The following is a 15,392-nucleotide window of genomic DNA, read 5'->3' as shown; positions in this document are numbered from 1 at the left end:
TCCGTGCGAGCAGGACTGTCCGAGCAGGGAACCTTACGTTCCGCGCCGCCGGGCAGACGAACCAGTTATGAGCGACCCGCTACTTGATCTTGGTCGTGCCCGGTGCCAGGTTGGGGTCGGTCTCGTTGGCCTCGGTCTGGAAGTGCTCGGTGTACACGTTCTTGCCGTCGCGGAACATCTCGTAGTACTGCATCTTGGCGTAATCTTCGCGCGCCTTGGTGGCGGCTGCGGCGGCGGCATCGTCACCGGTGACGTTGGAGGAAAGCGCCCAGCGCAGGCTGGCGTCCTCGTAGCCCACCGAGTTGATGGCGGGCAGCGACTCGCGCAGCGTCATGTGCGCTTTCTGGTAGTCGGTCAGCGGTGCGCCGATCAGCTGCATAAGCTGCGTGGACAGGTAGTTGGTGGACAGGTCGTCGACCTCGCTCGTCTGGTCGCAGCCGGCAACGTCGTAGTTGGCCCAGATGATGTAGTCGGTCTGCCACAGACGTTCCTGGTGCGTGGCGTCGTCTTCGCCGGTAAACCACTTGTCGTTGAACTTGGACGGGAAGAACGGCTGGTGGTCGCCCCAGAACACCACGACTACCTTACGGTCGAGCTTGCTCAGGGCGTTGAGGAAGTAGCGCAGCGCCTGGTCGGACTGCTCGATGCACGAGACATACTCGTCGACATCGGAGAGCGTGCCGTCCTCGACGGTCTTGGCGTCCAAATCGGTCGTGTCGATATTCAGGTGCATCTGCTTGTCGACCGGCAGTAGGCCCGTATCGTAGCCCGAGTGGTTCTGCATGGTCACGTCGAAGATAAACTGCGGATCGGCGTTCTGGTCGAGCAGCTCAAGAATCTTGTCGTAGGTAGCCTGGTCGGTCACCATGCCGCGCAGGGTGTCGGCTCCCTGGAAGTCATTGATAGACAGGAACTGGTCAAAGCCAAAGTCCTTGTAGACGTTCTCGCGGTTCCAGTTGGTCGCGTGGTTGGGGTGCATGGCCGTGGTGGAATAGCCGAGCGATTTGAACTGTTCTGCCAGGTTCCCGGTCGTCTCCATGTTGTAGATGGTGTAGGGGTACACGCCCGAGCCCAGGTTGGCCATGGAGTTGCCGGTCATAAACTCAAACTCGGTATTGGCGGTACCGCCGCCGTAGGCGCTCACATAGAGCTTGCCGCGGCTGAGGCAGTTGGACAGGTTCTTAAAGTACTTCGGGCCCTCGTAGCCGGCGCGCATGTTCTGGTAGATCGAAAGGTCTGAGAAGGTCTCGTTCATGATGGCGATGACCGTGGGCTTCTCGCTGTCGAACTGCTCCTTTGCGGCGGCGCGCTCGTCGCTCTTGGCCGCGTCGGACTTGTCGTAGGCCTTGGCGTACTTTTTGAGCGTGGCCTTGGCATCGTCGACGGAGTAGTCGGCGGGTTTGGGCGGCTTGATGGACTGCGCCGCACTAATAAAGGCGGGCAGGTAGCCCTCGCGCCAGTAGCTCTCGAGCGGGCGCCAGGTGTAGACGGTGATGCCGAGGGTGTTGTAGTAGTCGATAAGCGTGACGTGCGCGGTCACGCCGCCCAGGCACAGCACGGCGACGAGCAGGTTGGTGAGCAGCATGCGCTTGGCGTTGGCGGCGCCCTTCTGACGGTGCGGTGCCACCAGGCCGGCGTACTCGCATAGCAGCATGGCGATGGCGGTAAAGCCCATGGACAGCACGCAGAACAGTGAGATCGAGAAGGTGTAGCCGGTGCCGGCGACCGCGGCGGCGGTGGAGATGGCCGAAAGGTCGCCCGGCTGGATGGGCATGGATTTAAACGTGATGACGAAGAACTCGGCAATGCCCAGGACAAAGAGGGCAAAGGCCAGGACCGCGGGAGCTGCGCCGTGGCGCTGGAACAGGAAGAACAGGCCGACCATGAGCGTGGTGATGATGGCCCACTCGAGCAGGATGCACAGGGGGTAGACCCAGGTAAAGTCGTGGTTGGACGAGACCTCCATGCCCAGCAGCGCAAAGACGCCGGCGAGCAGCAGGCACAAGACGGCGGCGACGAGCGGTTTGCCCACAAAGGCGCCGCGCAGGCGGGCGAGCTTGCCGGTGGGGGCGGGGGCGTCGGGCCCGGCGAACGCAAAGACGCGCGGGGCGATGCGGTCGCGGGCGATGCTGGCCCAAGCGCAGCCGGTGAGGATGGCGTTGGTCAGGATGAGCATTACGAAGGCGAGCGGCTCGTTTTGCGCGACGAGGCCAATGGCGCTCCAAATGGTCAAAAAGAGCTGGAACAGGCCGAAGGCGACGCTCCACCCAAGAGCGCTTTTGGCAACGGTGCCCGACTGAGCGCGAATGGCCTTGGCCTCGCGCAAAACAAGGTAGACGGTCGCCGCAAGACCGACGAGCGAGATGGCGGCAGCGAACATGCTGAGACTCCTCACAAACTTAAAACCTACGATAGCGGGGGTTTACCCGATTGTTACCTAAATATGCACTGCATTTGCGGGCTGCGCACGACAACCAGCCATATTAACGCGCATGTGCGGCGGTGTGGCGCAATGTAGTGGCGACCTGCGCGATAATGGACGGGAATTACACGGAAACGTAAAGGCTTCTTAAAGAATTGGCGAGGATAGAGCTATGGGCGAGCGGGTTTGTATGACGGGTGCCGGGCACTGCGGCGGAGCTGCGGGCGTGGATGCGAACGGCTATCCGGTCGAGACTACGGGTAACGCGGTGCTGGACATCTTGGAGCACCGCTCGTCCACGCGTGCCTTTGCGCGCGATGACGACGACCGTCCTGTGGCGGTGACCGACGAGCAGCGGGCAGCGATTCTGCACGCGGCGAGCCGTGCGCCGTCGGCGGGCGCCATGATGATGTATTCCATCGTGAGCATCCGCGAGCAGGCCACGCTCGATCGCCTGGCCGACCTGTGCGACCATCAGCCTATGATTGCCAAGGCGCCCTGGGCACTTATATTTGTGGTCGACTATGCCAAGTGGATCGATCTGTTTGAGCATGTGGGCTGCTTTGAGCCCGAGTTTGTAGAGCGCACGGGCAAGTCGCCCCGTCGCGCGCCGGGTCTGGGCGACTTTGCCATCGCGGCACAGGACGCCGTGATCGCCGCGCAAAATGCCGTGGTCGCCGCCGAGGCCCTGGGCCTGGGGAGCTGCTACATCGGCGATATCGTCGAGAATGCCGAGGAAGTGGCCGAGCTGCTGGATCTGCCTGCGTATACCGTGCCGCTGTCGATGCTCATCATCGGCACGCCCCGTAAGGAACGCCCGGCAATCGCGCACCCCGTGGTAAACCTGGTACACGAGGAACGCTATCGCCGCGCCGATGCCGCGACCATGGACGCGCAGGTGGCCGAGATGGATGCGATGTTTCGCCCGCATGCCCGCGAGGTGGGGGAGCGCGTCGTGGACATCTATACCCGCAAGCACACCAGTCCCTTTATGGCCGAGATGAGTCGCTCCATGGAGTGGTGGTTCAAAAACTGGCTCGGAAAATGACGAATGTGACAAGGGGACAGTCCCTTTGTCACATTCCATATCGCCGCGGTAGCCTAAAGACTGTATAAATCTTTATCTAGCTGGGAAAACAGTGCATTAAAACATGGGCCGATTACCTATAATCCCCTCGAACGTTAAAGTTGGGAGGAAACCGGCTTATGGAACAAAAGGCCAAGGAGGCAGCCTCGCACGCTGCGATTCCTGTGAGTATCTCGGCGATGCTCGTCACGCTGGGCGTGGTGTACGGCGATATCGGCACCAGCCCTATGTATGTAACCAAGGCGCTCGTTGCCGGCAACGGCGGCATCGGAAGCGTCACGGAGGAGTTCGTGCTTGGTGCGCTCTCCCTTGTCGTGTGGACGGTCACGCTGCTGACGACCGTCAAGTACGTGCTGATCTCGCTGCGCGCCGACAACCACGGCGAGGGCGGTATCTTTGCCCTGTACAGCCTGGTCAAGCGCTGCGGCAAGTGGCTCATCATCCCCGCCATGCTGGGCGGCGCCGCATTGCTCGCTGACGGCATCCTGACGCCCGCCGTTACCGTTACCACGGCCATCGAGGGCCTGCGCACCATCCCGGCGGTCCATGCTGTGTTGGGTGACGATCAGGGCCGTGTCGTGGCCATCACGCTTGCCATCATCATCGCGCTCTTCTTGGTACAACGTATCGGTACGGCCAAGATCGGTCACGCCTTTGGCCCCATCATGACGCTGTGGTTCCTGTTCTTGGGCGGCACGGGTCTGTTCTTTGTCTTCCAGCACCCCGCGGTGCTGCTGTGCCTCAACCCGCTGCGTGGCATCGGCTTTTTGTTGAGCCCCAACAACCACGCGGGCATCATGATTCTGGGCAGCTGCTTCCTTGCCACCACCGGTGCCGAGGCGCTCTATTCCGACATGGGCCACGTGGGCCGCGGCAACATCTACGCCACCTGGCCGTTCGTTAAGTGCTGTCTGCTGCTTTCCTATATGGGCCAGGGCGCGTGGCTTATCAACAACGCCGCCAACCCCGAGCTCATGGGTATCGCCGACCTCAACCCCTTCTACCAGATGCTCACCCCGGGCCTGCGTCCCTTTGCCGTCGGCCTTTCCACCGTTGCGGCCATCATCGCCTCGCAGGCGCTCATCACCGGCGCATTCTCGCTGGTGTCCGAGGCCAGCCGTCTGGACCTTATGCCGCACATGCAGGTCTTCTACCCTGCCGAGACCAAGGGCCAGCTCTACATCCCCATGGTCAACAACGTCATGCTTGTCGGCTGCGTCATCGTGGTGCTGCTGTTCCAGAACTCGGCGCATATGGAAGCCGCCTACGGCCTTGCCATTACGCTGACTATGATGTGCACCACGCTGCTGCTCTTCTTCTACCTGCACGAGGAGCGCAAGCTCAAGGTTGCTCCGTGGATCTTCGCGGCCTTCTTCCTTTTGCTCGAAGGCTTCTTCTTCGTGAGCTCGCTCACCAAGTTCTTCCACGGCGGCTACTTCACCATCCTCATGGCTGCACTCATCATGGGCATTATGGTGTGCTGGTACAACGGCACGGCGGTCGAGCAGCGCCAGTTTACGCTGCTGCCGCTGCGCAGCTACCTGCCGCAGCTCAAGCGCCTGCGTGACGACGACCGTTACGAGCGCATGAGCGACAACGTCGTGTACCTGACCAAGGACGCCCATACCGACTACATCGACCGCGATATCGTCTATTCGATCTTGGACAAGCATCCCAAGCGCGCCCGCGCCTGGTGGTTTGTGAATGTCGAGACCATGGACGAACCGCACACCTTTGCCTATTCGGTCGAGACGTTCGGCACCGACTACGTGTTCCGCGTGCATCTGTACCTGGGCTACAAGATCAACCAGCGCGTCAATGCCTACCTGCGTCAGGTTGTTCAGGACCTGGCTGCCACCGGCGAGCTGCCGCCGCAGACGCATGACTACTCGGTCTACAAGGATCCGGGTAACATCGGTACGTTCAAGTTCGTCCTGATCCGTAAGCTTCTGGCGCCCGAAAGCGATGTGGAGCCCAGCGAGCGTACGGCCATCACGCTCAAGTACATCATTCGCCGCGCCGCCGGCACGCCTGCACGCTGGTACGGCCTGGAGAACTCCAACGTGAGCTTTGAGTACGTGCCGCTGTTCACCAAGTTCAAGGCCGTGAACAAGATGCAGCGCCTGGCTCCCAACGAGCGGCCGTAGACGTCGGCGGCTACACGGAGTTGGTTTTTGATGGATAAGCATGAGGCCGGGGAGGTAAACATGGATACAAAGGCGCTCGATGGCCGTGAGGCGGTGGTCGAAATGATGCGTGAGGCGCGTGTCGACGCTGCCGAAGATCGGTTCTTTACGAATCGGGCCAACATGGACATGGCCGATCGCGTAATTTCGATCGTGGCACTGGTATTTGGAGCGGTGTGCGTGTGTGCCCTGCTCGCGCACGTGCTGTTTGTCTAGCGACTGCCGGTCGTAGAAGGCTTTACACTTAGAACCACCACGAGGGAAAACCACCACAAAGGTGCCTGTCCCCTTTGTGGTGGTTTTTGTTTTTGAGGGAGGGGTACGGTGTCTATGGACGTCCGTGCGGACGGCGATATTGCCGATAACTTTTGGTGGCGGCGCACAACGCTGACGCGCCGCACTCCTCTGTATGACGCCTGCGTATCGGCGGGGCTGCTGGTCGCAGCGACGATTGTGGGCGCGCTGCTCGACCATCCGGGTCTCGCGCCGAGCATCATGATCGTCTATGTGTTCGCCGTTCAGCTGTGCGCATTCTTTACCTGGAGTCGCCTGTATTGCTTGCTGAGCTCGGCTGCCGCCGTGGCGCTCTACAACTTCTTGTTTGTCGACCCGCGCTACTCGCTGTCGCTTATCGACCGCGTCTATCCCGGCATGTTCTTCATCATGTTCGTGGTCTCGCTTGTGTCGAGCTCGATTGCGTTGGCCCTGCGCCGCGCCTTGGCGCAGGCTGCCGCCAGCGACCGTCGCACGCATATGGTGCTCGAGACTAACCGCATGCTGCAGCGGTGCGCCGACCAGCAGCAAATTATCCATGCCATGGCAACGCAGCTGGCGCGTCTTTCGGGCTGTCCGGTCGTGTGGTACAGCGCCGACGCCGACGATGATGACCTGCTGCCGCGTGCGACATACACGGCCGTGGGCGATGCCGCGCCGGTGCACGAACTGGCGCCGCAGATGCCGCCGCGGCTCTCGGCGTCCGCCTATGTGGGAACGCCGCTCGATGCCACCTATGGCGGCTCGGCGTTTTATGGCATCTACCTGACGGTCCGCACAGGTGACGGCTTCGTGCGCTCGGGCGACCCCGCCTCGGTGGTGGGCGTGCTGGCTATCGTTGCCGAGCCCGACGTGCTGACGCACGAGGAGCGGACACTTGCCGATGCCATCGTGAGCGAAGGCGAGCTGGCACTCGATCGCGCCCGCGCCATGGAGGCCCGCGAGGAGGCGGCGGTGCTCGCCAAAAACGAGCAGCTGCGCGCCAACCTGCTGCGCTCCATCTCGCACGACCTGCGCACGCCGCTCACCAGTATTTCGGGCAATGCCGATGTGCTGCTCGACCAGGGCTCGACCGGCACCGCCGTGCTCGATAGCCAGACGCGCCGCGGCATGCTTCTGTCCATTCGCTCGGATGCGCAATGGCTCAACGCCACCGTCGAGAACCTGCTCGCCATCACCAAGCTCGAGGGCGGCGGTATGCGCCTGTCGACCACGCTCGAGCTCATGGACGATATCGTCGAGGAGGCGCTGCGCCACGTGAACCCTGCCGTGCGCGAGCACGACCTTAAGGTGGTGGCGTGCGATGAGCCGGCGCTCGTCAACGTCGATGCGCGCCTGATGGTGCAGCTGGTGGTCAATCTGGTGAACAACGCCATCACCTATACGCCCACAGGCTCGCATATCGTGATCTCGATTAGCGTCGACGATGGTCGCGTGGCGTGCTCGGTGGCCGATGATGGTCCGGGTATCGCACCCGAGGATCGCGAGCGGATCTTTGAGTCGTTCTATACCGCCAACCATGGTCTGGCCGACAGCCACCGCAGCGTGGGCCTGGGTCTTTCGCTCTGCCGTTCCATTGCGTTGGCGCATGGCGGTAGCATAGAGGTTGCCGCGGCGGACCCGCACGGTTCGGTCTTTACGATTGAGCTTCCCGCCGCCGACGTTTCGTTTGATAAGGAGTAGCGCTGTGTCGAACTCTGCCGTAAAACCGCTCATCTTGGTCGTTGAGGACGACCCAGCTGTTCGCAACCTTATCGTTGCCGCGCTCGAGGCGCACGGCTTGCGCCATATGGCCGTGGAGACCGCCCATGCCGCCATCGCCGCCGCCTCGTCGCAGGCGCCGAGCATTGTGCTGCTCGATCTGGGCCTGCCCGATATGGACGGCGTCAAGGTGGTGGAGTCGGTGCGCGCATGGTCGGGCATGCCGATCATTGTGGTCTCGGCACGCAGCGAGGATGCGGACAAGATTCGCGCACTCGATGCCGGCGCCGACGACTATCTGACCAAGCCGTTTTCGGTCGAGGAACTGCTCGCGCGCATTCGCACGACGCTTAGGCGTCTTTCGTATGCGCAAACGGGTGGCGTTGCCTCCGAGGGCTCGTTCGATACCGGTGAGCTGCATATCGATTTTGATGCCGGCATCGCCACGATGGATGGCGAGGAGCTGCATCTGACGCCGATCGAGTACAAGCTCCTGTGCCTGCTGGCGCATAACGCCGACAAGGTGCTGACGCACCAGTTTATCCTGCACGAGATTTGGGGCACGGCAACTAAGAGCGATCTGGCGAGCTTGCGTGTCTTTATGGGCACGCTGCGCAAGAAGATCGAGTCCGACCCCGCGCATCCGCGCTATATCCAAACGCATGTGGGTATCGGTTACCGATTGGTCACCCAGGGATAGGCTGGCATCCGCCATCCCACTATAAGTTGCGGTGAAATAGTTCCTGTTTGGGCTTTTACCAGGCTTTTTAGGAACTATTCCACCGCAACTTTGTTTACTTGCCCTTGGGCTTGCTGGCGTAGAACTTCTTCTTTTTGGGCTTACCTGCACAGACGGGCTTGCCGTCGCCGCGCGGCCCTCGGTCGCCGGCCTGCGCGTGCGCGGGCGCCGTTGCGCGAGGCTTGCGGGTTTCGGGGTTGCGCAGCTCCTCGGTTCGCTCGGCAATCTCCTCGGCGCTAAAGCCGACCTCGGCCATGGCGTCCTCGATGGGCAGGCGGCGCACGATATAGCAATGGTGCACCTTCTGGTTGCGTGCGAAATCCTCGGGGATGGTCTGCGCCGTAATGTCCTCCAGCACGACGCCCGCGCGTGCGAGCTTGCGCGTCTCGGGGCGGAAGCCGCGCAGGTTGCAGCTAAAGATGGCATGTCCGCCCTGTGCGAGCAGGCGAGATACGCCGGCTAAAAGCTCCACATGGTCGCGCTGGACATCCCAGGTGCGACGGCCCATCTTGGACGAGTTCGAAAACGTGGGCGGGTCGACAAAGATCAGGTCCCAGCGGTTGCGCGTCTGGCGCTGGTCGCGAATCCAGGCAAGCACGTCGTCGCGCACAAAGTGATGCTGCGGGCCCACAAAGCCGTTCTGTCGCATGTTGCGCTCGGCCCAGTCCAGGTAGGTGTTGGAAAGGTCGACCGTCACGGTCTCCTCGACGCCGCCGTCTGCCGCATAGCAGGTGGCGGTGCCGGTGTAGGCGAACAGATTGAGGAAGCGGCGCGCCTGTTTGGCGTGCTCGCGCACCAGGCTGCGGGTGACGCGGTGGTCCAGGAAGATGCCAACATCCAGGTAGTCGTCAAAGTTGACGGCAAAGGTGAGTCCGCCCTCTTCGATGAGCGGCAGGCGACGGCGCGCGATGTTGGCGCGCTCGCCCGATGTGCCCTTGCCGGCGCCCTGCTTGCCGTACTGCGAGCCGCCGCGCGAACGCATGCGGGCCTTGGCGTGCACATGCTCGGCGGGAACATCTAGGATGCGCGGTGCGATGGCCAGAATGTCGAGCATGCGGGCCTGGGCCAGTGCGGGGTCGATGGTCTTTGGCGCGGCGTATTCGGCGATGACGAGCCAGCGGCCCGGCGTCTGCGGGCAGCCCTCGTACAGGTCGATGGCGGCGGAGTAATCGGGCAGGTCGGCATCGTAGACGCGGTAGCAGCTCACGCCCTCGCGCTTGGCCCACTTGCGGCGCAGACGGGCATTCTTGCGCAGGCGGTTGGCGAACTGCTCGGACTCCGGGATGAGCACGGGCAGCGGCTTGCCGTCGCCCAGGTCGAGCGTGGCGGCAGGTTCGGGCATGGGGGTGTTGGCGGCTTCGTCCACGGCGTCCGTGGTCTGTTTCTCGGCGTTTGCGCTGGTCGCAGCTTCGAATGCCGCGGCGGCGTGGTCGAGCGAGGGCCAAACCTCAAGAGCCGCCTCCTCGTTATTGGGCATGACGGCGATGGAGCGCGCAGGCTCGGCATGGAGCGCGCGGGCCATAAGTCCATCGCGGGTGAGCGCGGCGACCGGCGCGGCGGTAAGCTCGGGCGCGCGGCGCAGCTCGCCGATCAGCGTCATGGCGTCGTGCATGAGCGAAAGCGGGGTCTCGGTGGTGTCTGCGACTACGGCGGCGCCGGCGACGGCACCCACATGGTCCAGCACGGTGGCTGGTTTGGCAGCGCAGAAGTCGACGAAACGCTTGTAGCCGGCGCACTTAACCATGCGCTCGGCAGTCTTGCGGGCGGCGGGGTCAACATCCACGGCAACGATGCGCGCCTGGCGCTCGCGTGCCGTCGTCTCGCGCTCGTGCGCTTCGGCACGCAGCTGCTCCCACAGGGCGGCGTCGTGCAGCTGCCAGCCCTCAAAGCCCCAGCGCTCGCGTGCGGCGCCCGGGGCGCGGTCGGTCAGAATATTCACGGCCTCCAGCAGCAGACCGCCGCCGGCGCACGAGGCATCGATCAGCGTGGGCAGGGCTTCATTCTCGTAATCATCGGCCGTCAGCTCGCGCTCGCACAGTGCGGTCCAGCCGACCTGCGCCAGCACCAGAGCGGCGTAGTCGGGGCGCAGCACGTGCGCGCCCTCGCCGGCACGGGTCGCCGCGGGCGGCAGGCGCTTGAACAGCGGGTCGCCCGAAAGGTCTAGGCTTATGCTCGCGCGGCGCTGGCGCAACGAAAGCAGTAGGTGAACATCGGGGTCGGCGGCATCGACGTCGGCGCGACGGCCCGTGGTCTCGGCCAGGCGGTCGCACAATGCGTCCTTGGCGCGCAGGGCCGAGAAGCGCGTGTTGCGCAGCTGCTCGGTCACGCCGCGGGCGGTAATGGCGATGGTGGCGCCGGGGCGGACGATGCTCTCCCAGGCGATGTCGTAAACGCCATCGTACAGCTCGTCGGCATCCTGCGCCTCAAAGCGCCCGAGTACCACGAACACGCGGCTCGCCAGGCGCGACCGCAGACAGGCGCGGTAGCCTTCTTCGAGCTCGCCCTCAAACGTGGCGCGGCCTCTCAGCCGGCGAACATGCGAAAGCCCGAGGCGTTTAAGCTCATCGGCGAGTGCGGACTCAAAGCCCTCGGGGCAGCTTGCGTAAAATTCCATGGGTGACCTCTCTGGTTGCGTCGCTCCATTATATGATGGATGCTTCGTTTGCCCTTATCCTCGAAAGGAACCCATATGATTGATGCGTGCCCCGAATCCGCTGTGCTCTTTTTTGACGTGGACGGCACGCTGGCGTCGTTCGATCCCGACGATATGACCGATAAGGACTTCAATGCAGTCCATCCGTCGAAGTCCGTTATCGATGCATTTGGTCGCCTGCGCAATGCGGGTCACCGGGCATTTATCTGCACGGGTCGCCCCTTGTGGCTGATTGCCGATGGCCTGCGCGCGCTGAACCCGGCGGGTGTCGTTGCCATGGCGGGCGCCACGCTCGAGGTCGAGGGCCGCGTGGTGCATGAGGACTGCTTTGACGAGGACGTTATCGAGGAGCTTGCACGCCGCGTTGTGGATGCCGGCATCGAGGTTTTTTTCGAGTCCAATGCTGCGACCTTTGCGCTGGAGCCTGTGGGCGTTGAGCGCTCGTCTTTAATCGGTACCTCTGTGGTGCACAGCGCCGAGGAGATGCGCATCGACGGCAGCTTGCGCGTAGGCAAGGTATGCCTCAATGTGCCCAGTTTGGCTCGTGTAGCCAACGATGACGGCTTTATCAATCGCAACTTTGAGCTGTGCAACACCGGTGGTCAGAACCGCGAGCTGAGTCCCAAGGGTATTGACAAGGGCGTGGGCGTGGCGCGAGCGCTGGCGTATCTGGGCCGCGAGGGAAATGCGCGCACTTTTGGCTTTGGCGATTCGGGCAACGACCTGGGCATGCTCGCTGCGGTCGAGACGGCTGTCGCCATGGGCAACGCCATGCCCGAGGTCAAGGCGGTCGCCGACTACGTGACCGACGATGTCGAACACGACGGCACCGTCACGGCGATGCAGCATTTCGGCCTCATCTAATGAATCCCGCGTTCTGACGTTTGCTCAAACTGCGACTCTTTGCTTTTGCATGCTCAATCGATTTATCAATCCAAACACTGAGGTGTTTATACCGTTCGCCGAGAAGATAAAAACCCGCAGCTCACGCCTTGATAAACGTAGGTAAAGTGTTTAGCAGTGCAACGCCCATGTGCAAGCGAAAGGAATCAGGCAGATGGCAATCAAGGTGTTCGCTGACGGTGCAAACCTCGAGGGCATGCTCGACATGTACGAGAACGGCAACGTTCAGGGTTTCACGACCAACCCGTCCCTTATGAAGAAGGGCGGCGTGACGGATTACCGCGCGTTTGCCAAGGAGGTCCTGGCCCACATCACCGACGTTTCCGTCTCGTTTGAGGTCTTTGCCGACGACGTCGAGACCATGGAGGTTGAGGCTCGCGAGATCGCTACCTGGGCCGAGAACGTCTACGTCAAGATCCCGTGCGTGACCACCAAGGGCGAGTCCACCGCCGAGCTGGTCCGTAAGCTTTCGGCCGACGGCATCAAGGTCAACGTCACTACCATCTTTACGCCTAAGCAGGTCGACGAGATGGTCGAGGCCGTTGACGCTGAGACGCCGTCCATCATCTCGCTCTTTGCCGGCCGCATTGCCGACACCGGCGTCGACCCCATTCCATTTATGACGGAGTCGGTCAAGAAGGCCGCCGCCAAGCCCAACTGCGAGGTCCTGTGGGCGTCCACGCGTGAGCTCATCAACATCTACCAGGCCGAAGCCTGCGGTTGCCAGATCATCACGGTGCCAAACAGCATCCTGGCCAAGCGTAAGAACATCGGCCGTGACCCGTACGAGGTCTCGCTCGATACCGTGCGCGGTTTTGCCAAGGATATCGCCTCGCTCGGCTTCCATATTCTGCCGTAAGCAAGGGTACCCCCTGCAGCGACGTGCAAAATCGCGAGTTTTCAGCATGGTAAAGACTTTTACCAGCTGGTTGAAGCACGGAACGGCCCCCGTTTTGGCTCTAGAACCGCCAAAACGGGGGCCGTTTTTGCTTTTATGGCCCTTTGAGGCGCTGCGGGGCTATCGGGAGATGCTGAAAACTCGCGATTTTGCACGCCGTGAAGAGGGGGACGTCCGCTTTGGCGGCTATTTGCCCTGCACCATGGTGAGCGAGATCTTTTTGCGGTCGCGATCGACCTTCTCGACCCACACCTTGACCGTGTCACCGACGCGCACCACGTCGCTGGGGTGCTTGACGAAGCGGTTGGCCAGCTTGGAGATGTGCACGAGGCCGTCCTGGTGCACGCCCACGTCGACGAAGGCGCCAAAGTCGACGACGTTGCGCACCGTGCCCTTGAGTTCCATGCCGGGCTCCAGGTCGTCGATCGAAAGCGCCGAGCGGCTAAAGACTACCTCGGGCGCGTCGTCGCGCGGGTCGCGACCGGGCTTCTTGAGCTCGTTGACGATGTCGATGAGCGTGAGGGTGCCGCAGTCCAGGTCGCTTGCCAGCGCCGAGATGCTGCCCAGGCGGCGCTCGATATCGGGCACGCCGCCGCGGCTGAGCTCGCTTGCCGCAACGCCGGCGCGCTCCAGGACGGCCGTGGCCACCTCGTAGCTTTCGGGGTGGACGCTTGTCGCGTCGAGCGGGTTCTTGCCGCCGCTGATGCGCAGGAAACCTGCGGCGTTGAGGTACGCCTTGGGTCCCAGCTTGGGGACCTTCTTGAGCTGGCGGCGATCGGTAAAGGCGCCGTTTTCCTCGCGGTAGGCCACGATGTTTTTGGCTACGCTCGGCGTAACGCCCGACACGTAGCCCAGCAGGCTTGCGCTCGCGGTGTTGACGTCGACGCCCACACGGTTGACGACGTCTTCCACCACGTGGCCCAGGGTGCGCGAAAGCTCGGCCTGGTCAAGGTCGTGCTGGTACTGGCCAACGCCGATGGACTGGGGCGGAATCTTGACGAGCTCTGCCAGCGGGTCTTGCAGACGGCGGCCCAGGCTCATGGCGCCACGTACGGTGACATCCAGATCGGGATACTCCTGGCTCGCGAGCTCGGAGGCGGAGTACACCGACGCGCCCGCCTCGTTGACGATGGTGTAGCGAAGGCTGGGCGCCTGCTCGGCAATAAACTCCGAGACGACTTCCTCGGTCTCGCGGCTGGCGGTGCCGTTGCCGATGACGATGGTGTTGACGCTGTCCTTCTTGACGAGGCGGGCGAGCTCGCGCTTGGTGCCGGCGACGTCGTGGCGCGGCTTGGTGGGATAGACCACGCCGTGGTCGAGTAGCTTGCCGGTCTCGTCCATGACGGCGACCTTGCAGCCGGTGCGGTAGCCCGGATCGAGCGCGAGCACGCGGGCGCCGCGCACGGGGCGCGCCGAGAGCAAGCCCTCGAGATTCTTGGCAAAGACGTTGATAGCCTCGGTCTGGGCACGAACGGTGAGTTTGGCGCGGGCCTCGCGCTCCAGCGAGGGGGCCATGAGGCGCTTGTAGCCATCGGCGATGGCGGCGTCAAAGACGGGAGCAAACACGCCCTGGCGACGGGGCCAGCGGCTGCCGAGGCGTGCCGTAGCGGCAGCGCCGTCGACGTTCACGCGCACGCGGAGCTTGCCCTCGCGCTCACCGCGGTCGATAGCCAGCACGCGGTGGTTGGGTATACGGCGCAGCGGCTCATCATAGCTGTAGTACGGCTCGTAGGGGGTCTTCTCGGCGGGGTCGGTGGCCTCGACGACGATGTCGGCGGTGTTTTGCGTAAAGGCGCGCAGGTCGGCGACGTTCTCGGGATCTTCGGCCACCGTCTCGGCCACGATGTCGGCGGCGCCGGCGAGCGCCTTTTCGGGCGTGTCGAAGCCGGCTTCCTCGTTGACGTATGCCGCGGCGGCGTCGAGCGCGCTGCCCTTGGCCGAGGCCTGCATGATGACCATGTTGGCAAGTGGCTCCAGGCCTGCCTCGCGGGCCTTCTGTGCGCGGGTCATGCGCTTTTTGCGGTAGGGCTTGTAGAGGTCCTCGACACGCTGGAGCTGCGTGGCCTCGCGAATTTGCTGTTCGAGCTCGGGCGTAAGTTTGCCCTGGGCGTCGATGAGCAGAATGACGTCCTCTTTGCGCTGTTCAAGATTGCGCAGGTAGGACAGGCGCTCGTCGAGCGCGCGCAGGGCGACATCGTCCATGCCGCCCGTGGCTTCCTTGCGGTAGCGCGAGATAAAGGGAATGGTGTTTCCCTCGTCGATGAGCTTGACGGCCGCCTCGACTCTGGCGGCCTTAAGGTTGAGCTCGCGCGCGAGCTGGGCGATAAGATCCATGAAACTCCTTGCGTTTAAGGTGCGTTTGCAGCACAGAGCTACCAAGGATACCACCTGCCACTTCGCTCAAAAAAGACTGTTTTGGCGCGGAACCACGAAAGCGGCCTATCTACTACGTTTGAACCGTGTGGGTCGACCATCCCCCGGTTTTCCGAAAATGCGCAAGCCGTTTACCTGCGGTTTTTATTTCGCGAAA

10 protein-coding genes are annotated in these 15,392 nt (G+C 62.8%); 7 read left to right on the top strand and 3 right to left on the bottom strand.

Annotated elements, in window-relative coordinates:
• Window positions 1-79: 79 nt before the first annotated feature.
• Window positions 80-2,380, bottom strand: a complete 2,301-nt coding sequence (locus ACESUZ_RS07190) for an LTA synthase family protein (RefSeq protein ID WP_373199285.1) — start codon at window positions 2,378-2,380, stop codon at window positions 80-82.
• Between the two features lie 214 nt (window positions 2,381-2,594).
• Between ACESUZ_RS07190 and ACESUZ_RS07185 the strand changes: the two genes are divergently transcribed.
• From ACESUZ_RS07185 to ACESUZ_RS07165, 5 genes are all read left to right on the top strand, one after another.
• Complete coding sequence (locus ACESUZ_RS07185; RefSeq protein ID WP_373199283.1) at window positions 2,595-3,470, top strand: nitroreductase family protein; 876 nt, start codon at window positions 2,595-2,597, stop codon at window positions 3,468-3,470.
• Between the two features lie 158 nt (window positions 3,471-3,628).
• Window positions 3,629-5,656 carry a KUP/HAK/KT family potassium transporter gene (locus tag ACESUZ_RS07180; protein WP_373199281.1) on the top strand — a complete coding sequence of 676 codons (2,028 nt, stop codon included), beginning with the start codon at window positions 3,629-3,631 and terminating at the stop codon, window positions 5,654-5,656.
• A gap of 60 nt (window positions 5,657-5,716) precedes the next feature.
• Window positions 5,717-5,911, top strand: coding sequence for a hypothetical protein (locus tag ACESUZ_RS07175; protein ID WP_250787186.1), 195 nt, complete (start codon window positions 5,717-5,719; stop codon window positions 5,909-5,911).
• 114 nt (window positions 5,912-6,025) lie between these two features.
• Complete coding sequence (locus ACESUZ_RS07170; protein ID WP_373199279.1) at window positions 6,026-7,651, top strand: sensor histidine kinase; 1,626 nt, start codon at window positions 6,026-6,028, stop codon at window positions 7,649-7,651.
• Window positions 7,652-7,655: 4 nt separating this feature from the next.
• Entirely contained in the window at window positions 7,656-8,369 is a 714-nt protein-coding gene (locus ACESUZ_RS07165) for a response regulator (protein ID WP_215693931.1), read from the top strand.
• 94 nt (window positions 8,370-8,463) lie between these two features.
• Here the strand turns inward: ACESUZ_RS07165 and rlmKL are convergent, their stop codons facing one another.
• On the bottom strand, window positions 8,464-11,022 hold the full coding sequence (rlmKL, locus tag ACESUZ_RS07160; protein WP_373199277.1) for a bifunctional 23S rRNA (guanine(2069)-N(7))-methyltransferase RlmK/23S rRNA (guanine(2445)-N(2))-methyltransferase RlmL: 2,559 nt from the start codon (window positions 11,020-11,022) through the stop codon (window positions 8,464-8,466).
• Between the two features lie 75 nt (window positions 11,023-11,097).
• Here rlmKL and ACESUZ_RS07155 point away from each other — a divergent pair, with 75 nt between their 5' ends.
• Complete coding sequence (locus tag ACESUZ_RS07155; RefSeq protein ID WP_373199275.1) at window positions 11,098-11,925, top strand: HAD-IIB family hydrolase; 828 nt, start codon at window positions 11,098-11,100, stop codon at window positions 11,923-11,925.
• Between the two features lie 193 nt (window positions 11,926-12,118).
• Window positions 12,119-12,823, top strand: a complete 705-nt coding sequence (locus ACESUZ_RS07150) for a transaldolase (RefSeq protein ID WP_373199273.1) — start codon at window positions 12,119-12,121, stop codon at window positions 12,821-12,823.
• Between the two features lie 225 nt (window positions 12,824-13,048).
• Here the strand turns inward: ACESUZ_RS07150 and ACESUZ_RS07145 are convergent, their stop codons facing one another.
• Window positions 13,049-15,196 (bottom strand): Tex family protein, encoded by a 2,148-nt coding sequence (locus ACESUZ_RS07145; RefSeq protein ID WP_373199271.1) that lies wholly within the window; start codon window positions 15,194-15,196, stop codon window positions 13,049-13,051.
• Between the last annotated feature and the right edge of the window lie 196 nt (window positions 15,197-15,392).

The sequence above is a fragment of the Collinsella aerofaciens ATCC 25986 genome (assembly GCF_964239575.1).
GTDB classification, from domain to species: Bacteria; Actinomycetota; Coriobacteriia; order Coriobacteriales; family Coriobacteriaceae; genus Collinsella; species Collinsella aerofaciens_BQ.
The sequence above is the reverse complement of the archived record's forward strand: the minus strand, read 5'-3'. Positions and strand labels throughout refer to the sequence as shown.